The following is an 18,585-nucleotide window of genomic DNA, read 5'->3' as shown; positions in this document are numbered from 1 at the left end:
AACGGGTATTCCCCGGGGCCGGAGGGTTCACGGGACCGCAACGATGCGGCGGACACCCGCCGTGGCCGGGAACCGTGGCCGGGTGGTGCCGGACGGCGGCGGTGTCAGTGTTTGAGGCCCGCCATCAGATCACGCATGTCGCTGATCATCGCGGACTGGTACGGGGACAGATCCGAGGTGTCCGGTCCGTCATCGGACGGGACTTCGCCGTTCACGCCGATGAACTGCGCGGAGGAGGAGAGGCCCAGTGAGAAGACCGCGCCGCCCTCCCGCACCCGCAGTTCCATGGTGCCGTCGTCCTGTGTCAGCACGTACGCGCTGTCGCCGAGGTTCGGAACGCTCTCCACCTTCACATCGGTGCCGATACCGGAATCGGTCACTCCGCGCGTCGCCTCGAATTCGGCCGCGGGGTCGGTCCTCTTGTGCAGCACGACCGTGATCTCGACGGTGTAGTCGACGGACCAGCGGCTGTCGAGCGGCTTCCCGGCGGCCGTCGACCCGAGGGAGATGTAGCAATCCGCCCGGTCCAGGACCGAGCCGTCGAGGAGTTCCGGATCGAGCCTGGACGTGTCGTCCTTCGGCGCTATCGCCGCGCCGACCGCCTTCAGCCGGATGTCCGGGCACGGATCTCCGTCCAGCCGGTAGCCGTGCAGGTCCGGCTTCCGGTCGCCGAAGGGGTACAGGTACACGGCGCCCGCCCATACGGCCGAGGCCACCAGGGCTCCGCTCAGCGCCCACAGCCACGGGCGGCGCGGGCGGGGTTCCCTCGCGGGCCCCGGGCCGGGGCCGCCCACCACATCGCCCGTCCCGCCCTCGCCGAACTCGCCCACCAATTCCGGCTCGGAGATCACCCGTGCCCCTCTCGGCCATGTATGCGGTCCTCCTTCATGATGGCAGCCGGGCCCCGCGGAACCGGTGGTGCCGGGGCGTCCCGGCCCGTCGAACGGAGGCGGGGCGCTGTTCGTCCAAGGGCGCCGGGCCCCCGACGCCGATGTCGCGGCACCGTCGATTTCGACTCAACTACCGCTGGATATGCGCCGGTCGGTCCTCCTTGCCCGTCTGCTGTGGCAGTCTGTTGAGCGACCGCCCCACCGGGCTCCCCCGTACCGGTGGGGCGGTTGCGCTGTCCGCGCTTCCACCCGCGGGAACATGACGGGGGATCACGACGATTCTCGGCCATCGACGCGGATGTGATCCGATCAACTTCCGCTTTCCCGCATGGGACTTCCATCCGGGGGCAGGCGCTTACACCTCATGGGCTACGACCAGGGGAGCGTGACGAGATGACGGCGCAGACTGCGCGGAACACCGGTGCGGAGCGAGTGGAGAGTGCCCGCCAGGCACCGGAGGCCGCGTCGGACGGGGAGATCGGCGACCTGCCGTGGATCGAGGACGCGGGGAAGATCGCGCCCAGTGACGCACGCGAGCTGTCCAGGCTGTTCTTCGCCCGCCTCCAGGACCTGGAGGAGGGGACTCCCGCCCACCAGTACGCGCGGAACACCCTGATCGAGATGAACCTCTCCCTCGTACGGTTCGCCGCGGGACGTTTCCGCAACCGGGCCGGCGGCGACATGGAGGACATCGTCCAGGTCGGCACGATCGGTCTGATCAAGGCCATCGACCGGTTCGAGCTTTCCCGCGAGGTCGAGTTCACCTCCTTCGCGGTCCCGTACATCTCCGGGGAGATCAAACGATTCTTCCGCGACACCACCTGGGCCGTGCACGTCCCGCGCCGGCTCCAGGAGCTGCGGGTCGACATGGCCAAGACCAAGGAGTCGCTCGTCACGGAACTCGACCGCGAACCCACGGTCCCCGAGCTGGCCGAGCACATGGGGCTGAGCGAGGAGGAGATCACCGAGGGCATCGTGGCGGCCAACGGATACGCGGCGGGCTCGCTGGACATGCCGGCCGATCCGTCGGAAGCGGGGCGGCGCCACGCGCCGGGTCGCACCTTCGCCGATGTCCTGGGCGGTCCGGACCCCGCCCTGGAGACGGTCGAGAACCTGCATGTGCTCGCGCCTCTGCTGGGCTGCCTCGACGAGCGCGAGCGCCGCATCATCGACATGCGTTTCGGCCAGGAGATGACGCAGTCCCTGATCGGCGCGGAACTCGGCATCTCCCAGATGCATGTGTCGCGGCTGATCAGCCGGATCCTGCGGAAGCTCCGCAGCGGGATGTTCGTGGAGGAGTGAGCCCGGTGGCGGGTGCGACGGCCGCCGGGCCCACGGCTGTCGCACCGGCCGGGACCGGTGCCGTACCGTCCGTGCGGGCTCAGCCGCCGTCCTTCTCCGGGGCGCGGCCCGCGTAGTAGGTCGCGATCATGTCCTCGCCCCCGTGCCCCGCCGCCTCGGCGCGCACGAAACGGTCGGCCGACGCCTCCACCAGGTCCAGCCGCACCCCGGACGACCGCGCCGCGTCCAGGATGAGGCGGGTGTCCTTGAGCGCGGTGGACAGGGCGAAGCTCGGGGCGAGGTCGCCCGAGAGGACGGCGGCGGACTTGGCCTGGAGATAGGCGGTGTCCAGCGGGCCGCCCTTCATCACGTCGAGGAACGCCCGGGGGTCGACGCCCAGCCCTTCGGCGAGGTTGAGGCACTCCGCGATGTTGTTGACCATGGTGATCACCCAGGTGTTGACCACGAGCTTCAGCCGCGAGGCCGCTCCCGGGACCTCACCGACCCATACCGTGCGCTGCCCGATCGCGTCCAGCACGGGGTCGACCGTCGCGCGAACGGCGGAGGGACCGGAGACGAAGACCGTCAACGCGCCCTGTTCCGCGGGCTGTCTGGTGCCGGACACCGGCGCGTCGAGATAGACCAGGCCCAGGTCCGCGGCGCGCTGGGCGAGATCGGCGCCGGCCTCGGGCCCGACCGTGGAGCTCTGGAGCAGAATCTGGCCGGCGTGCACTCCTCCGGACGCCGCGGCGAGTGCGGCGGCGACGGCGGGCCCGTCGTTGAGCATGGTGAGGACCACGTCGGCGCCGCGTACCGCCTCCTCGGCCGTCTCCGTGACCGTGGCGCCGTCGGCGGCGAGCGGGGCGGCCTTGGACCGCGTGCGGTTCCAGGCGCGTACGTCGAGTCCGGCGCGCAGGAGGCTCCGGGCCATTCCCGCTCCCATGATTCCGGTGCCGAGAACGGCGACGACCGGCCGTTGCGGGCGGGCTCCGGCTCCACTCGATGTCATGAGGGGCTCCCTTCGTCGGCCGCGCCCGATTCGGCTCGCGGCACTGTGGTGTCCCAGGATTGCCGGAGCGCGCCTTCGAGCACGGCAGCGTGCACGGCCCTGGCGAGTCGTGCGCCCCAGCGCGAACGCGGCCCCGCGAAGGGTTCGGCGGGGGCGGGTCCGGGGGCGGGGGCGGCGATGCAGACGGCGTCCGTGGGCGTGCCCGAGCAGTCGAGGCCCGCGTCCAGCAGGGCCTGCACCTTGGCCTCGGTGGCCGTGGCGACGGCGTTGACGAGCGCGGCGTCGGAGAGCGGCACGGGGAGCGTGACGACGATGTTGACCGTCCCCGGACGGGGCGGCCCGTCGGTTCCGTCCAGCGGGGCGGCGGCCCAGCCGCGTACGCCGAGTCCGCAGGTGGCGGTCGCCGTCACGCCCTCGTCGGCCGCGACCGTGTACGCGGTCACATCGGCGGCCGTCATCAGTCCGGCGCCGGGTCCGGTGAGGCGTTCGGCGGCGGCGATCTCGGCGAGGTGCCGGTCGGGGTCCAAGCGCGGATAGCCTCCGGGCACCTGGGCGTTGAGTATCCAGCCGCGCGGGCCGATGCCGCCGCCGAGCACGGCGCTGCCGCAGACCCGCCACCCCGGCCCGAGCCGCCACACCAGATGGTGCAGTTCCGCACCGCCCTCCTGCCGGGCCAGCAGTTCACCGCGCTGTGCGGGCAGTCGGCTGCGTACGGAACGGATGGGGCACCCCCGGTGGCACGGCAGGACGACGGTCGGCATACGGCCCGTCGATCATATGTGCCGGTGCGGACCGTCCCGCTCGGGTGCTCGGCCCCCGGCACGGACGGCCCGGAGCCGGACCGTCCGTCCGCGCCGTGAGGGGAGTACGCGTGCGGGGCGCCGGGAGCCTCGCCCCGGGACCGGGACCGTGCGGTGCTCCGTCCCGGGGCCGGTCCCCTTCGTCGGTGTCCGCCGACCGACCGGTGCGCGGGGAATCGCAAGCCGTTGCGATTCCGGTGGAGGATGCGGCTGCGGCTGCGGCTGCGGCCGATGGGGGGCGGAGGTCTCCCGGCAATCGCCCCCCTACGGCGACGGTGCGTCGGCGGGCGGATGAACGGCACACAGCCGCTCTCGCCTCACCCGAATGGGCTAACGCGAGAACGCGGCGCCCCACCACCGCGGCAGGCGGTCACCGCCGAACCGCCGGGCATACGGCCGCCGGCCACCCCGGCCCCGGCAGTTGCAGCGTCCATCCGGGTGAGGCGCGATGGAATGCGGACGCGCCTCCTCTGATGGCCCCAGCCACAGGACGCGCCCGGACGAGGAGGAATCGGTTATGGGAGCCGCTGACGGTTTCACGGATTCCGGAGAGCTGGACGGCCTCACGGTGTACGACACCGATGGCGAGAAGGTCGGCAGTGTGGGCCGGGTGTATGTCGACGACAACACCGGCCGCCCGGACTGGATCACGGTGAAGACCGGCCTGTTCGGCATGAAGGAGAGTTTCGTTCCGCTCGCCGGGGCCCGCCGCGTGGGATCCGATCTGCACATTTCGCATCCGAAGGACCGCGTCAAGGAAGCCCCCCGGGTGGACGCGGACGCGCATCTGTCCGTGGCCGAGGAGGAGGAGCTCTACAAGCACTACGGCCTCGCCAGGAACACCGGCGCCAAGCTCGGCGGGCGCGCGGACACGACGTCCGGCACGGGCACCACGGCCATGGGAGCGGCGGGGGCCGCCGGTGCCATGGGCGCGGCAGGCACCGGGCGCACCACCGGGTCCGACAAGTCGGCCATGACCGGCACCGGCGCCTCCGGCACGGCCCGTACCTCACCCGGCATGACCGGCGGCACCGGCATGGGCAAGCACCGCGACACCGGGGCGGCCGCCACCTCGCGGCCCCTCGCCGGCGCCGGAGCGGGCGCCGAGCGGTCCTCCGCCGACCTGGGCGGCAAGGAGGAGATCATCCGCTCCGAGGAGCAACTGCGCGTCGGCACCGAGGAGTACGAGAGCGGCACGGCCCGGTTGCACAAGTACGTGGTCACCGAGAACGTCACCAGGACGGTGCCCGTGACGCACGAGGAGGTACGCCTGATCCGTGAACCCCTCCAGCCCGGCGAGAGGGCCGCGGAACACCCTGCCATCCGTGAGCAGGACGTGGAGGTCACCCTGCACGCGGAGCGCGCGACCACGCGCAAGGAGACCGTGCCCGTCGAGCGGATCCGCATGGAGACCAAGAAGGTCACCGAGCAGAAGGAGGTCTCCGCCGAACTCCGCAAGGAGCAGATCGACTACGCGGACGGCACGGACATCGGCGGCAAGGACACCGGCGGCGATCTCGGCCGGGGACGTCGCCGCTGACCCCCTGCCGCACGGCGCGGCGAACGGCCGCGCCCGGATCACGAGGGCGGACCCGCACGGTGCCGGGGTCCGCCCTCGCCCCTGCCGGGGCACGCCTTCGAACGGCCAGGGCGTGTGTCGAAAGTGGCGTCGTCCGCCCGAAGGGGGCCCGGCGGCGTCCGGTGCGTGCGACCCCGAGATGGAGGGCCGCCCCGGTACCGGAGGCATCGGGGCGACCCCGACAGCACGGCGAGCGTGTGTGCCGGGCTCCGCCGGGCAGACGGGATTTTCGATCCACTCACTGCGACCTCTCGTTCGGCTCACGCCGGGCTCGCGTGCGCCGGTGCCGCACCTCGCCGCGTTGGCGTCGGTCGTGGGCGTCGGCCGTGCGATGCGCGGCACCGGACCCCGCTCCCTGATCCGGCCCGATCCGAACGAAAGACCCTACGCCCCTGCGGGACGTCCCGGCAGGAAGCGCACCGAGGGCCGCCCGTCCGGGCCGTCCGGTGTGACGCGCGCCGTGACCCGGTAAACGTCGGCGATCAGTTCCTCGGTGATCACTTCCGACGGGGTTCCGGCGGCCACCGCGCGCCCCGCCTTCAGGACGACGATCCGGTCGCAGAACATCGCGGCCAGATTGAGGTCGTGCAGGGCGATCACACCGGTCAGCGGCAGCGAGGCGATCAGCGCGAGGAGTTCCAGCTGGTGCTGGATGTCGAGGTGGTTGGTCGGCTCGTCGAGCAGCAGCTCGCGCGGCTGCTGGGCCAGTGCCCGCGCGATCTGGACGCGTTGGCGCTCACCGCCGGAAAGGGTGTGCCAGGACTGGTCGCCGCGGTCGGCGAGGCCGGTCCGCGCGAGTGCGTCGCGCACCGCCTCCTCGTCCGCCGGGGTCGGCGCCGACCAGGCCCTGCGGTGCGGGATGCGCCCGAGCCGCACCACGTCCAGGACGCTCAGCTCGACCTGTGTCACGGCGTGCTGGTCGACCATGGCGACCCGCTGGGCCACCGCGCGGCGGCCGATCCCGTCGAGCCGCTGTCCGTCCAGCGTGACCACCCCGGTGCCCGGGGCGAGGACCCCGGCCAGGACCCGCAGCAGGGTCGACTTGCCGGAGCCGTTCGGCCCGATCAGCCCCAGGGTGCCGCCGGGCCGCGGGGCGAGGTCGACCCCGTCGAGGATGAGCCGGCCGCCCGCCGTCCGGCTGACCCGTTCGGCACGCAGCCCGCCGGTGGGCGCCCCGGTCATGCGGTCCTCCGGGTGCGGTGGAGGACCAGGACGAACGCGGGCACGCCGATCAGCGCGGTGACCACGCCCACGGGCACTTCCTGCGGGTCGAGGACCGTCCGGGCGAGGGTGTCGACCCAGACCAGGAACACGGCCCCGGCCAGCGCCGTGACCGGCAGCAGCCGCCGGTGTCCGGAACCCGCGAGGGCGCGGGCGGCATGCGGCAGCACCAGGCCCACGAAGCCGATGGCACCGGCCGAGCTGACGAGTACGCCGGTCAGCAGCGCGGTCGTGCACAGCAGCACGATCCGGGTGCGCCCGACGTGCACGCCGAGCGCGGCGGCGGCGTCCTGCCCGAACGCGAAGGCGTCGAGGGTACGGGCGTGGCCCAGACAGACCAGCAGCGTCACGACGAGCACGGCGGCGCAGATCCAGACATCGGTCCAGCCGACGCCGCTGAGCGAGCCGAGCAGCCAGAACAGCACGCCACGCGTCTGCTCGGCGTCGGCGGAGGTCATCACGACGAAGGAGGTGAGCGCGGAGAACAGCTGCATGGCCGCGACACCGGAGAGCACGACCCGGTCTGTCGTGCCGCCCAGGGTGTGGCTGAGCAGCAGCACGAGGGCGAACGAGCACAGCGCCCCGGCGAACGCGCCGGTCGAGACCGACACCGCTCCCCCGCCGACGCCGAGGACGACGACCACGACCGCGCCGGTGGACGCCCCGGAGGAGACACCGAGGACGAACGGGTCGGCGAGCGGGTTGCGCAGCAGGGACTGCATGACCGTGCCGCACACCGCGAGCCCGGCACCGCACACGGCGGCGAGCAGGGTGCGGGGCATGCGCAGGTTCCAGATGATCCCGTCCCTGATCGGGGAGAGCCCGGAGCGGCCCAGGCCGAGATGAGAGGCGACCGCGGACCAGACGTCGGCCACCGATATCCGGGCGGGGCCGATGGTGACGGCGACCGCGACGGAGAGCACCAGCAGCGCGATGCCACCGGCCCACAGCGCCCCGCCGCGCAGTCGCCGTCCGGCGCCCGCTGTGCGGACGGGGCTGCCGGGAAGGGGCGGCCCGGCCACCGCCGTGGCCCGTTCGGTCGCCGTCATCCGGCGAGCCCGAAGCGGCGCAGCCCGGCGGCGACGCGTTCGACGCCCTCGACCGTCCGGATGGTCGGGTTCATGGCCTGGCCGCTCAGCAGGATGTACCGCTTGTGCCGGACGGCGTCCATGTTCCTGGTGACGGGGTTGGACTCCAGGAACTCGATCTTCTTGGCGGCGCTCTCCGCGGTCTGGGCCTTGCGGGAGAGATCGCCGATGACCAGCGCGTCGGGGTTGCGGTCGGCCACCGTCTCCCAGCTGATCTGGGGCCATTCCTCGTGGGTGTCGTCGAAGACGTTCTTCGCGCCGAGTTCTTTGGTGATGATCCCGGGTGCTCCGCAGCAGCCGGCCAGGTACGGGGCCTTGGAGTCGGAGAACCAGTACAGGCGACTCGTCCCGGAAGCGTCGATGCCCTCGGCAGCCTTCTTCACCCGGGCCCGCAGCCCTGCGACGAGCGCGTCGCCACGTTCCGGCACGCCGAACACCTCGGCGAGTTCGTGCACCTCCTGGTAGACGCCGTCCATGGTCAGGGGTGCGGTCCGGGCGCCGTCGCCACCGCCGCTGTTGTCCTTGCCGGTGCAGTCGGCGGGCGAGACGTAGGTGGGGACGCCGAGTGCCTCGAACTGTTCGCGCGGTGCGACGCCGCCCTTGGCGAGCGTGGACGCGAACGACGCGCTGATGAAGTCGGGCTCCTGGTCGAGGACCTTCTCCGACGACGGCCGGTTGTCCGAGATCCTGGGCACCCCGGCGTTGGCCTTCTCCAGGCCCTTCATCACCGGGTCGGACCAGGTCGCGGTGGCGGCCATCCTGTCGGCGAGGCCGAGGGAGAGCAGGATCTCCGTCGATCCCTGGTCCACCGACACGGCGTGCCGGGGCGCGGCGTCGACGGTGACGGTGCGCCCGCAGTTCTTCAGCGTCACCGGGTATCCGTCGGTGCGGCCGCGCTTCGCGGCCGACTCGTCGGTTCCGCCTCCGCAGGCGGTCAGCAGGACGATTCCCGCCGAGAGCAGGGCCATGGTGCGGACGGGGCTGGCTATGGACGGCACGGGGTCCCTCTGCGTCTGAGGGCTCATACGCGGAGCCCGCTGTACGGAATGCCGTGGCCCGGTGCCGGGTCGCGGCCGCCAGCAGGTCTTCGGACTCGGGTTCCTTCGGACGGGACGCCTTCCCAGGACACCCGAGGGTGGTCCCAGTGGCCTTGGCCCCGCCCGTCCCCCTCACCGCTGCGCGTCAGTTCCGGTTTCGCACCGGATTCCCTGACCCCTTACGTGGAGTTCGACTGGCTCCGGCAAGCTATCACGGGCTTCTGCCCAGCTCATGAGGGGTGTGGCCGGTGGTACGCCGGGCTGTGTTCCCCGTCGCACCACCTGGCCGGATGCCTACGGACGCTGAAGAGCGATCACGGCGTTGTGTCCGCCGAAGCCGAAGGAATGGCTGACGGCGCGCCGGATGGGCTGCCGCAGCGGTTGTTTGGTGACGCAGTCGATGTCGAACTCGGGCGCCGGGGCGTCCAGGTTGGCGATCGGTGGTACGACTCCGCGCTGGAGGGTGAGGACGGTGAGCCCGGCCTCGATCGCTCCGGCCGCCCCCATGCAGTGGCCCAGCACGCCCTTGGGAGCGGTGACGGGCGGTCGGTGCGGGTAGACCCGGGCGATGAGGGCGGCCTCGGTGGCGTCGTTGACCGGGGTCGCCGTGCCGTGCGCGTTGACGTGCTCGACGTCCTCGGCCGCCCAGCCCGCGTCGCGCAGCGCGGCCTCCACCGCGGCCTGGGCGACCGCGCCGGAGGGGTGCGGGCTGATGGGGTGGTGGGCGTCGGTGGTGGCGCCGGTACCGGCGAGCAGTGCCCGTGGTGCCGCGCCCCTGGCCTGGGCGTCGTCCGCCCGCTCCAGCACCATGACGGCCGCGCCCTCGCCCATGACGAGACCGGCCCGGTCGGCCGCGAAGGGCCGGCACAGCCCGGCCGGGTCGCCGTCCGCGCGGGCCCCGGCCCCGGATCTGGCGAATCCGGCCATGGCGACCGGGTAGACGATCGACTCGGTGGCCCCGGCGATCGCGATGTCGCACTGCCCGGTGACCAGGAGGTCACGGGCGACGGACAGCGCGGTGGCCCCGGACGAACAGGCGGTGCACGGGGCCATGCTGGGTCCGGTGGCCCGCAGCTGGATCGCGATCTCGGCGGCGGGCATGTTCGGAATGGTGAGCAGGATGCCCGAGGGCGAGGTGGCCCCGGCTCCGAGCCGGTCGAACACGATGGCCTGCTCGGTCAGCGAGGCGGAGCCCCCGCTACTGGTGCCGACGACCACGGCGACCCGGGGCCCTTCCCACCGGGCCGGGTCGAGCCCGGCGTCGGCGACCGCCTCCCGGGCGGCGAGCACGGCGAGCTTCACGTACTTCCCCATCCGGAAGGACGCCCGGCCGCCGATCGCCGCGTCCAGGTCGATGCCGTCGACCACGCAGGCGAAGTCGATCGCGCACCCTTCGAGCTCGGCGACGGTACGGGCCGGTGACACGCCCGCGCACACGCCGGCCCAGGTGGACTCGGTGTCATTGCCGACCGGTGTGATCATGCCCAGGCCGGTGACGGCGATGGCCGGCCTGTTCATCGGGCGTTGCTCATCACTGCCGCGCCGCCCACCCGCCGCGCCCCGCCGTGGGCCGCCGCGTGGATGAACCGCGAGATGTCGGCCAGGGTGGCGTCCTTGGCGAGCTGGTCGAAGTCCCGGTCGCCGCCGGCCGTCTCCCGGATCAGAACGGCGAACTCGGCGACGGCGAGGGAATCCATCTCCAGGCTGTCCATGGTGGAACCCGGGTGGATCTCGCCGACAGGCACTTTGAAGGTGTGTGTCAGAACCTCGGTGATCTTGGGATGAATCGTACTCATGAGCCTTCTCTCCATCGTTCGGGCCGGCTGCCGGGCCGATGGGGACACCGTCCCGACGCCGAATCAACTGGGTGGAGTGCCTCCAGTTACGCCTTGTGCCGAACCGATTCGGCAGTGTCTTCTCCGCGCTCCCCGCACCACCGCGCCAGGACGGACGCCGTACCCCAGTAGGCCAGCAGGACCACGCGGACTCCGAGAGCTCCGGCGGCCTCCCTGACCCGGCACCCCCGGACAGCTGTTCCCTTTCTCGTCATGGCTCTCACCGCTCGTCCCGCACCGCGACCGGGCCCGCGTCGCCGTGCCAGGGTGCTTCCGGATCGTCGTAGGCGTCCACGTAGTCGGAACGGGCGATGGGCCAGTCGGCGAGGACTTCCGGCGGCAGCGCGAAGGACTCGACGAGGCCGGGCAGACGGGGGGCGACCACGGCGATGAGCTGCTCCACCAGACCCGGCAGTTCCTCGACCTGGTCGGCGGTCAGCAGGCCCGCGGCCAGCAGGTCTCCGCCGCCGCGGGCGATCCGGTCGAGCGCGAAGAGCCGTCGCAGCTCGTCGAGGCGTTCGCGGGCCGGTCCGTCGGGCAGCGCGGTCACCGCTTCCGCGTACGCCTCGGCCGCCTGCCGCTGGGCGTGGGCCTCGACCCCGCGCAGGGCGGGTCCGGACGCCGCGTTCCACCGCGCCAGCGGGTCGCCGTGGGGGGCCAGGCCCATCCGCTCCCGGGCCCGGTCGAACCAGATCCGCTCCAGCTCCGCGAGCAGCCTCCGGTGGAATTCCGGGTCGTCGAGTGCGCCGGGCCCGGCTCCGGGGGCAGCCCGCGGACCGGCCGGTGCGGCGGAGAAGAGCATCTCCGCGGCGGCCTTGGCGTGGATGGCGAGGTTGTCGCCCTCCGCGGTGATGGCGCCCTCCACCCCGGTGACCAGCTCGCTCATGCCGTTGTGTTCCAGGAGCGCCTGGGCCCCGCAGCGTTCGCGGCACTCGACGATCACGGTCCTGGCCTGCCAGGTGATCCACCCCTTGGCGACGGCGACCAGCCGCTCCGCCTCCGCCGGCTGCTCGCCCCCCGCCCAGCGGTCCAGGGCCCTGCGGTGCAGCAGGCTCATCGCGAAGACGGTGGCCATGGCGGTGGCGAGCGGACCGTGGTGGCTGCGGTGGGCGATCACCGGGACCTGCCGCGAGCCCCGGGGGCCCGAGATGTAGCGGTGGCCGCCGTAGCGGACGGCGACGGCGAGCGTCGCGCGCGCGCAGCCGACCGCGCAGGCGGTCATCGAGATCTTCCCGGAGGTGACGCGCCCGATCGACGCGAGGAAGCGGCGCCTGCGGTTGTCGATGGCGCTGCTGAACTGCCCGTCCGCGCCGATGCGTCCGTGATCCCCGTCGAGCAGCGCGTCGCGTCCCACGAAGACCTGGTCGAAGGCGGTGAGGCAGTGGTCCACGGGGCTCCCGGTGCGGGTGGGGAGGCTGCGGATCCGTACTCCGGGCCGGGCCCCCGCGGCGTCGGTGAGGGGGACGAGGAAGAGGAAGACCCCGTGATCGACGCCGCCGACGAGCAGGCGCGCCGCCACCAGCCCGGTCTTGGGGCCGCCGGCCGGACCGGTGTTGGGCATGAACTTCTGGGCCCCGGCGTGCGGGGTGCGCAGGACGAATCCATCGCGCTCGTGGTCGTACGCGGCCGTGGTCTCGACGGCCGCGGCGTCGTTGCCGTGTGCCACCTCCGTACAGAGAAAGGTGCCGATGCGCCGCAGCCGCAGGTAGTCCGACAGGTCGCGGTCGCCGTCGCCCCCGTGGTCGAGGAGGCTGCCGAGGAACAGGTTGTAGTGGATGCCCGCCACCGTGGTCAGTGCCGGGTCCACCGGGCCCAGCCACTCGTGCAGGGCGGCGAGGGCGCGTGGGTCGGCGGCCAGCCGGGCGGCGCTGTCCAGGCAGTCGTTGAGGACGCGCAGCCGCTCGTAGGTGAGAGCCAGGCGCTGCTCGGCGGTGCGGTCGCCGGGGCGGCGGAAGGGTTTCGTACTGATCAGCCGCTGCCAGAAACCGTGCTCCCGGCGGAAGTCGGTGCCGAGGAGCACAGCGGTGAGGAGGTCCGTGGACCGTTCGGAGGAGGGGCTGTCGATCGTTGCGGTCATGAAAATATAACGATCAAGCAATGGCGAGGACACCGGGATCCGAGGGTCACCGGCCGTCCGCGTCGACGCGGCGGAAGGCGAGTACGACGTTGTGTCCGCCGAAGCCGAAGGAGTGGCTCAGCGCCCGTTCGACCCGCTGGATCCGGGGCTCCTTGACCACGCAGTCGAGCGGCGATCCGTCCGGCGGCGCGTCGAGATTGGCGATCGGCGGGACCAGTCCGTGCTCCAGGGTCAGGACGGTGGCGGCCGCCTCGATCGCCCCGGCCGCCGCGAGGGTGTGGCCGAGCACCCCCTTCGGGGCGGTCACCGAGGGGCGGTGGGGGAAGAGACCGGAGATCACCGCGGTCTCCATCGCGTCGTTGAGCACCGTCGAGGTGCCGTGGGCGTTGATGTGGTCGACCTCGTGGGCCGCCCAGCCCGCCTCGCCCAGCGCGGCCTCGACGGCCTTGCGCGCGCCCCGCCCCGCCGGGTCCGGGGCCGTGGGGTGATGGGCGTCGGTGCCGGACCCCGACCCGGCCAGCAGGGCGCGCGGCCGACCGCCCCGGGCGAGGGCGTGGCCCGTCCGCTCCAGTACGAGCACGGCGGCGCCCTCGCCGACCACGAACCCGTCCCGGTCCGCGGCGAACGGCCGCGACGCTCCCGCGGGATCGCCGGTGCGCAGCGAGAGCGCCCCCATCCCGGCGAAGGCGCTCACCACCAGCGGGGTCAGCACGGCCTCCGCACCGCCCGCCACCACCACGTCGCACCGGCCGTCCAGCAGCAGGTCGCGGGCGATCGCGAGGGCCGTCGCCCCCGAGGCGCAGGCGGTCGCCGAGGCCAGGCTCGGGCCGTGGGCCCGCAGCGCGATGGCCACCTCCCCGGCGGCCGCGTTGGGCATCATCATCGGCACCAGGAGCGGCGACACCGCGCCCGCCCCGCCGTCGTCGAGCCTGCGTACGTTGTCGACGAGCACGGACACCCCGCCCACGCCGACGCCGAGCACCACCCCGACCCGGTCGCCGTCCCAGCGCTCCGGCGACAGTCCGGCGTCCGCCACCGCCCGGCGGGCGGCGACCAGCGCCATCTTCACGAACCGCGCCATCCGCCACACCGAACGCCCGCCGACCGCCTCGTCCAGGTCGATCCCGTCCACCGGGCAGCCGAAGTCGACCGGCAGACCTGCCAGTTCCTCGCAGCCGCGGGCCATGGACACCCCGGCGCACAGCCCCTCCCAGAACGTGCGCTCCTCCGAACCCGCCGGGGTCACCAGCCCCAGCCCCGTCACCGCGACGTCCCCGTCGACCCGCGTCATGTCCGCCCCCTCCTCCGTAATCGATCAGGTCTACCGGTTGTCGAACGGCAGTAGCCCCCGTGAGGATGCGGCCAATGAGCCGAACGGGTCATCGCCGCGTCCGGTGGGCCCAACGGGACCGCACGTCACGGTGACCGCGTTCACCCGTCCACAGCACTCCGCCGCGCCGGGCGCGGCGGCAGGCCGTCCCCTGGGGAGATGGAACCGGACCGTGATCGGCCGAAGCCCCCGGACCAGGGTGCCGAACTGGCGGCGCTGCGCAGCAGGGTGGCCGAGCTGGAGGCCCGTGCCCCGGCCCGGCACCGGCCGCGCGCCCGTTCGGTCCTCGCCGCGCTGCTCGTCCTGGTGGCAGCCGTGCTCACGCCGCTGAGCATCGTCTCCACCTGGGCGAAGAGCCAGATCGGCGACACCGACCACTATGTGGCGATGATGTCGCCGCTCGCCTCGGACCCCGATGTGCAGGCCGCGGTGACCGATCGCGTCACCGGTGCCGTCATGCGGCACCTGAACGTGAAGACCCTCCTGGCCGATGTCTCCCCCGCCGACCGGCCGGTGCTCGACAAGGCCCTGTCGAAGCTGAACGGCCCCCTCACCACCGGCATTTCGAACTTCGTGCACGGGACCACGGAGAGGTTCGTGGCCGGCGACGCCTTCGCCAGGATCTGGACCGACCTCAACCGCGCCGCCCAGTCGGCCACCCTGAAGGCGCTGTCCGGCAGCGGCGGCGGGGCGGTGAAGCTCACCGCCGACACCGTCACCGTCGATCTCGCACCGGTCATCGACCGGGTGAAGCAGCGGCTCGTCGACCGGGGTCTGGGCGTCGCTGCGAAGCTCCCCGAGATCCACACCGATTTCACGGTGCTGACCTCGGACTCCGTGGGCAAGGCCAAGAAATGGTTCCGGGCCCTCCAGCTCATCGGCTTCTGGCTGCCGCCGGTCACGCTCGTCCTCGCGGCGGGCGGGGTGCTCCTCGCGGTGCGCCGACGCCGGGCGCTGGTCACGGCGGCGCTCGCGATGGCGGCCGGTGCGGCGGTGCTCGGCCTGGCTGTCTGGCTGGGCCGGGCCTTCTATCTCGACAGTCTGCCCTCCGAGGTGTCGCAGCCGGCGGCCGGTTCGGTCTTCGACGCCCTGGTCGGCCGGATGCGCGCGCTGGTCCGCCTGGTGGTCACGCTCGGCGTCGTGGTGGCCCTCGCCGCGTGGCTCACGGGCGAGGGCCGCGCCGCCACCCGGGTCGACGCGATGTGGAGCGGTGGCATCGGCGCGGTACGGGACGCCGCCGGGTTCACCGGGGGCCCGGTCGGCCGGTGGGTGCACCGGGCCAGGCGCCCGCTGAACTGGGCGGTGGTCGTGGTGGCCGCCGTGGTCCTGGTGGTGTGGGACCGGCCGACGGACCTGGTCATCGTCTGGACCGCGCTGTGCGCGCTGTTCGTGCTCGCCGTCGTGGAGTTCCTCGACGACGACAGCAGCCCGCGTCTGACGGCGCCCGGCTGAGGAGGGTCCTCGGGCACTCCCCCTCTCGGCCCGGCGGTGTTCAACCGCGGTCGAGTGCCGCCGCCAGCTCCGTCGCGTCCGGCGGGTTGGCGCCCGCCCGCGCGACGGTCACCGCGGCGGAGGCCACCGCGTGCCGCAGGACATCGGCCGTCCTGGTCCGGTCCAGCGAGCGCAGCCGCTCCCGGCCGTCCGGGCCGAGCAGCCCGTGTGCGGCCAGGGCGTGCAGGGTCCCCGACATGAAGGCGTCACCCGCCCCCACCGTGTCGACGACCTCGGTGGACAGCGCGTCGACCGTCACCCGCCCGCCGGGCAGTACGGCCAGTGCCCCGTCGCCGCCCCGCGTGACGAGCACGACCGCGGGACCGGTGGCCAGCCAGCGTTCGGCGACCCGTTCCGGCTCCTGGCCCGGATACAGCCACTCCAGGTCCTCGTCGCTGGCCTTGACCACGTCGCTGAGCGCGACGCACCGCTCGACCCTGCGGACGGCCAGGTCGTGGTCCCCCATCAGCTCGGGCCGCACATTGGGGTCGTAGCTGACGGTCGCGGCGGTCCGCAGCGACTCGACGGCACCGAGGACGGTGGACGCCCCCGGTTCCATCACCGCCGCGATGGAACCGGTGTGCACATGGTGGGGCGACCGGTCCAGGGAGACCGGGCCGAGCGTCCAGCCGATCTCGAAGGTGTACGTGGCCCGCCCCGCCCCGTCCAGCGTGACGGCGGCGGACGGGGTCGGGGCCGTCGCGTCGTCGGTGCGGACCTCGACCCCGGCCCCGGCGAGGTGGTCCCTGATCAGCCCTCCGTTGTCGTCGGGGCCGAGCTGGGTGAGCAGCGTGGCGCCGTGACCGAGCCGGGCCAGCCCGTACGCGACGTTGGCCGGGCTGCCGCCCGGGTGGACCTGGTCGGGCGCGCCGGGCAGCCGGACGATGTCGGCGACGCACTCGCCGATGACCAGCAGGTCGAGTCTGTCGAGCATGGGAATGGGGTCTCCTACGATGCGGTGACGGAGCTGTCCTGGCAGGCGGCGCGGCCTCCGCACCCATGGAGCCCGTGCCTGCCCCGGCTGCGGCGACCATCGGCCACGTCGCCGACTGCCGACTGCCGACTGCCGACTGCCGCCGAAGGCTTCGATCCGCCCGCCATCCTCGCAAAGGAGCCCGGCCGTCCGCAGCCCCGGGCCCGGATCGGGGACCGGGAGGCGCGACCCGTTCCTCTCCGGTCGCCGGTGGTGTCGGGAGCCGGTCGCCGGTGGTGTCGGGAGAAGAACGGACGGAGCCCCCGGCCCCTTCGTACGGGGCCGGGGGCTCGGGTCCTCGCGCGGTCAGGAGCCGCTCTCGCCCCCGTACCGGCGCTCGAACTTGGCGACCTGTCCCTCCGAGTCGACGACGCGCGCCTTCCCGGTGAAGAAGGGGTGGCTCTCGGCGGAGATCTCCACGTCGATGACGGGGTAACTGTTGCCGTCATCCCAGTCGATCGTCTGTTCGCTCGATGCGGTGGACCGGGTCAGAAAGGCGTAGCCCGCCGAACGGTCCCGGAAGACGACGGGACCGTAGGAAGGGTGCTTGTCCTGCTGCATGCCTGCTCCTCGGGGACGTACGGAATCGGCGCGGGGTGGTCCTGACCAGCCTGGCGAACAGGCACGTCCCGCGCGATCGGACACGTCCGTACGGGGAGCGGCCGGGCGTGCGGGGTCACTGGGTGTCGGGGCGAGGTGGGGGCTGGGCGACGGCGTCCGGGCCGTGGAGAGCGTCGACGCCGCCGGTGCCGCCCGTGCCGATAAGGTACGGGCCCCTGCCTCACGCCCTCGTCCCGCCTCGCCAGGGCGCCGAGTTGCCACGTCCACGGTACGAAGAGCTCTTCAGGCTCGGGGGGAGCCGGTGCTCAGGGCGCACGCAGGCAGCCCTCGGTGCCTCCGGGCCCGTGACGCCCCCGGATCATGAACACCAGGGGGCAGTCATGCCGGACCCGGAGGCCGCGGCCCCGGTCCGGAGCCACGGGAACGGGAGGGGTGGACCGTCCGCACACCGCCCTCGGCGCCCGTGGGCCCCGGCGTTCAGCTCCCGGCCGCCTCCAGCGCGTCCGCCACGAGCGTCAGGAAACGTGCGTGGGCCCGTGCGCTGCACACCGGCTCCGGGTTCCACGGCACCACCCGGGCGGCCTCCTCCATCGCCGACCAGTGCGGGTTCGTCCGCAGCTCACCGAGGGGCGTGGCATTGACCCGGACATCGGCGAGGACCACCGCGGGGCGCAGCGCCGCCGCTTCCGCCCAGCCGACCGTGGACCAGTTCGCGCCGGGCCCCTCGGCCGGCTCCACGACGTCGACGCCCAGCCCGGCCAGCGCACGCAGTTCCGGCCACATACGGGGGCGGGCGAGGTGGGTCTGCTCCTGTCCGGCCGGGGACAGGGCGACGACCCGGGGCCCGTCCCCGGCGGCGGCGAGGGTGCGCAGCCGCTGCCGCGCGGCGTCCAGCTCCGCCGTCGCCACCTCGGGCTCCTCGGCGCCGAGCGAGCGGGCGAGCTGGGCGAACCGGTCCCCGATCTCGGTGAGTCCGCGCGCCTGTCCCACGTCGATGACCACGACCGGGACGTGCTCCTCCAGATGCTTGGCGGTCTCCGCGGCGAGCCCGTAGACGTGTCCGCCGCCGTAACTGACCGCCACGACGAGGTCCGGCTCACCGCTCAGCAGCGTGTCCACGTCGAGGGTGCTGCCCGCGCCGAGGTAGGCGACCTCGGAGACCGGGAGCGAACCGGTCTTCGCCGTGTCCGGCACGGTCCGGTCGTCGTGGTCGGAGCCGAATATCGCGCTCGGTCGTATCCCGTGGTCCCACAGGGTCGCCCCGGCCTGGACGTAGGCGAGCACCCGCTCCGGGCGCCGCCCGGAAGTCGACAACTGCCCACGGTCGTCGGAGAACTGCCATTCGGTCCGCTCGCTCACGTCACACGCCCCTCGCCACCGGTCGCCGTACCCCGCCTTTTCCGGGGTCCTGCA

The 18,585-nt window shown here is 73.1% G+C and carries 16 protein-coding genes and 1 riboswitch; of the genes, 3 read left to right on the top strand and 13 right to left on the bottom strand.

Translation table 11 applies throughout. The features are described 5' to 3' along the window. Positions 1-104 precede the first annotated feature (104 nt). Complete coding sequence (locus ACFVFH_RS14115) at positions 105-851, bottom strand: hypothetical protein (protein WP_383767245.1); 747 nt, start codon at positions 849-851, stop codon at positions 105-107. Between the two features lie 432 nt (positions 852-1,283). On the opposite strand from ACFVFH_RS14115, the gene ACFVFH_RS14110 reads away from it, so the two are divergent. Further along, complete coding sequence (locus ACFVFH_RS14110) at positions 1,284-2,192, top strand: SigB/SigF/SigG family RNA polymerase sigma factor (RefSeq protein WP_383767243.1); 909 nt, start codon at positions 1,284-1,286, stop codon at positions 2,190-2,192. Positions 2,193-2,271: 79 nt separating this feature from the next. Here ACFVFH_RS14110 and ACFVFH_RS14105 read toward each other — a convergent pair whose 3' ends face one another. Continuing rightward, positions 2,272-3,180: an NAD(P)-dependent oxidoreductase gene (locus ACFVFH_RS14105; protein WP_383767240.1), complete on the bottom strand. Its 909-nt coding sequence runs from the start codon at positions 3,178-3,180 to the stop codon at positions 2,272-2,274. Next, positions 3,177-3,941, bottom strand: a complete 765-nt coding sequence (locus ACFVFH_RS14100) for an adenosylcobinamide amidohydrolase (RefSeq protein WP_383767237.1) — start codon at positions 3,939-3,941, stop codon at positions 3,177-3,179. The genes ACFVFH_RS14105 and ACFVFH_RS14100 overlap by 4 nt, the downstream gene beginning before the upstream one ends. Positions 3,942-4,497: 556 nt before the next feature. Between ACFVFH_RS14100 and ACFVFH_RS14095 the strand changes: the two genes are divergently transcribed. Continuing rightward, entirely contained in the window at positions 4,498-5,520 is a 1,023-nt protein-coding gene (locus tag ACFVFH_RS14095) for a PRC and DUF2382 domain-containing protein (RefSeq protein WP_383767235.1), read from the top strand. Between the two features lie 423 nt (positions 5,521-5,943). On the opposite strand, the gene ACFVFH_RS14090 is transcribed toward ACFVFH_RS14095, so the two are convergent. The 7 genes from ACFVFH_RS14090 to ACFVFH_RS14060 all read right to left on the bottom strand — a co-directional run bounded on the left by ACFVFH_RS14090 (position 5,944) and on the right by ACFVFH_RS14060 (position 14,108). Next, on the bottom strand, positions 5,944-6,741 hold the full coding sequence (locus tag ACFVFH_RS14090) for an ABC transporter ATP-binding protein (protein WP_383767232.1): 798 nt from the start codon (positions 6,739-6,741) through the stop codon (positions 5,944-5,946). Continuing rightward, entirely contained in the window at positions 6,738-7,829 is a 1,092-nt protein-coding gene (locus ACFVFH_RS14085; protein WP_383767230.1) for a FecCD family ABC transporter permease, read from the bottom strand. Before ACFVFH_RS14085 ends, ACFVFH_RS14090 begins: the two co-directional genes overlap by 4 nt. Continuing rightward, positions 7,826-8,893 (bottom strand): ABC transporter substrate-binding protein, encoded by a 1,068-nt coding sequence (locus tag ACFVFH_RS14080; RefSeq protein ID WP_383767227.1) that lies wholly within the window; start codon positions 8,891-8,893, stop codon positions 7,826-7,828. Before ACFVFH_RS14080 ends, ACFVFH_RS14085 begins: the two co-directional genes overlap by 4 nt. Positions 8,894-8,928: 35 nt before the next feature. Further along, positions 8,929-9,119, bottom strand: a riboswitch (cobalamin riboswitch). Positions 9,120-9,199: 80 nt separating this feature from the next. Then, on the bottom strand, positions 9,200-10,423 hold the full coding sequence (locus tag ACFVFH_RS14075; protein ID WP_383767224.1) for a beta-ketoacyl-[acyl-carrier-protein] synthase family protein: 1,224 nt from the start codon (positions 10,421-10,423) through the stop codon (positions 9,200-9,202). Next, positions 10,420-10,701: an acyl carrier protein gene (locus tag ACFVFH_RS14070; protein ID WP_383767222.1), complete on the bottom strand. Its 282-nt coding sequence runs from the start codon at positions 10,699-10,701 to the stop codon at positions 10,420-10,422. The genes ACFVFH_RS14075 and ACFVFH_RS14070 overlap by 4 nt, the downstream gene beginning before the upstream one ends. 259 nt (positions 10,702-10,960) lie before the next feature. Further along, the gene (locus tag ACFVFH_RS14065) at positions 10,961-12,817 is read right to left on the bottom strand and encodes an acyl-CoA dehydrogenase (protein WP_383767220.1); all 1,857 of its coding nucleotides are present in this window, start codon (positions 12,815-12,817) and stop codon (positions 10,961-10,963) included. Between the two features lie 46 nt (positions 12,818-12,863). After that, entirely contained in the window at positions 12,864-14,108 is a 1,245-nt protein-coding gene (locus ACFVFH_RS14060; protein ID WP_383767218.1) for a beta-ketoacyl-[acyl-carrier-protein] synthase family protein, read from the bottom strand. A 198-nt stretch (positions 14,109-14,306) separates the two neighbouring features. Between ACFVFH_RS14060 and ACFVFH_RS14055 the strand changes: the two genes are divergently transcribed. Next, positions 14,307-15,599: a hypothetical protein gene (locus tag ACFVFH_RS14055; RefSeq protein WP_383767215.1), complete on the top strand. Its 1,293-nt coding sequence runs from the start codon at positions 14,307-14,309 to the stop codon at positions 15,597-15,599. Positions 15,600-15,639: 40 nt separating this feature from the next. On the opposite strand, the gene ACFVFH_RS14050 is transcribed toward ACFVFH_RS14055, so the two are convergent. The 3 genes from ACFVFH_RS14050 to ACFVFH_RS14040 all read right to left on the bottom strand — a co-directional run bounded on the left by ACFVFH_RS14050 (position 15,640) and on the right by ACFVFH_RS14040 (position 18,531). Beyond that, the gene (locus ACFVFH_RS14050; RefSeq protein WP_383767212.1) at positions 15,640-16,572 is read right to left on the bottom strand and encodes a carbohydrate kinase; all 933 of its coding nucleotides are present in this window, start codon (positions 16,570-16,572) and stop codon (positions 15,640-15,642) included. Between the two features lie 345 nt (positions 16,573-16,917). Then, positions 16,918-17,172 carry a type B 50S ribosomal protein L31 gene (locus tag ACFVFH_RS14045; RefSeq protein WP_383767209.1) on the bottom strand — a complete coding sequence of 85 codons (255 nt, stop codon included), beginning with the start codon at positions 17,170-17,172 and terminating at the stop codon, positions 16,918-16,920. 477 nt (positions 17,173-17,649) lie between these two features. Further along, the gene (locus tag ACFVFH_RS14040) at positions 17,650-18,531 is read right to left on the bottom strand and encodes an ABC transporter substrate-binding protein (RefSeq protein ID WP_383767206.1); all 882 of its coding nucleotides are present in this window, start codon (positions 18,529-18,531) and stop codon (positions 17,650-17,652) included. Positions 18,532-18,585: the final 54 nt, after the last annotated feature.

Source organism: Streptomyces sp. NPDC057697 (assembly GCF_042799335.1).
In the GTDB taxonomy this organism is placed as follows: Bacteria; Actinomycetota; Actinomycetes; order Streptomycetales; family Streptomycetaceae; genus Streptomyces.
Note: the sequence above shows the minus strand (reverse complement) of the source record. Positions and strands in the feature narration are given on the sequence as shown.

Excerpts from the sequence above, each read along its gene's own strand:
- ACFVFH_RS14110 (WP_383767243.1), top strand. The coding sequence starts at position 1,284 with ATGACGGCGCAGACTGCGCGGAACACCGGTGCGGAGCGAGTGGAGAGT.
- ACFVFH_RS14105 (WP_383767240.1), bottom strand. The coding sequence starts at position 3,180 with ATGACATCGAGTGGAGCCGGAGCCCGCCCGCAACGGCCGGTCGTCGCC.
- ACFVFH_RS14100 (WP_383767237.1), bottom strand. The coding sequence starts at position 3,941 with ATGCCGACCGTCGTCCTGCCGTGCCACCGGGGGTGCCCCATCCGTTCC.
- ACFVFH_RS14095 (WP_383767235.1), top strand. The coding sequence starts at position 4,498 with ATGGGAGCCGCTGACGGTTTCACGGATTCCGGAGAGCTGGACGGCCTC.
- ACFVFH_RS14090 (WP_383767232.1), bottom strand. The coding sequence starts at position 6,741 with ATGACCGGGGCGCCCACCGGCGGGCTGCGTGCCGAACGGGTCAGCCGG.
- ACFVFH_RS14085 (WP_383767230.1), bottom strand. The coding sequence starts at position 7,829 with ATGACGGCGACCGAACGGGCCACGGCGGTGGCCGGGCCGCCCCTTCCC.
- ACFVFH_RS14080 (WP_383767227.1), bottom strand. The coding sequence starts at position 8,893 with ATGAGCCCTCAGACGCAGAGGGACCCCGTGCCGTCCATAGCCAGCCCC.
- ACFVFH_RS14075 (WP_383767224.1), bottom strand. The coding sequence starts at position 10,423 with ATGAACAGGCCGGCCATCGCCGTCACCGGCCTGGGCATGATCACACCG.
- ACFVFH_RS14070 (WP_383767222.1), bottom strand. The coding sequence starts at position 10,701 with ATGAGTACGATTCATCCCAAGATCACCGAGGTTCTGACACACACCTTC.
- ACFVFH_RS14065 (WP_383767220.1), bottom strand. The coding sequence starts at position 12,817 with ATGACCGCAACGATCGACAGCCCCTCCTCCGAACGGTCCACGGACCTC.
- ACFVFH_RS14060 (WP_383767218.1), bottom strand. The coding sequence starts at position 14,108 with ATGACGCGGGTCGACGGGGACGTCGCGGTGACGGGGCTGGGGCTGGTG.
- ACFVFH_RS14055 (WP_383767215.1), top strand. The coding sequence starts at position 14,307 with ATGGAACCGGACCGTGATCGGCCGAAGCCCCCGGACCAGGGTGCCGAA.
- ACFVFH_RS14050 (WP_383767212.1), bottom strand. The coding sequence starts at position 16,572 with ATGCTCGACAGACTCGACCTGCTGGTCATCGGCGAGTGCGTCGCCGAC.
- ACFVFH_RS14045 (WP_383767209.1), bottom strand. The coding sequence starts at position 17,172 with ATGCAGCAGGACAAGCACCCTTCCTACGGTCCCGTCGTCTTCCGGGAC.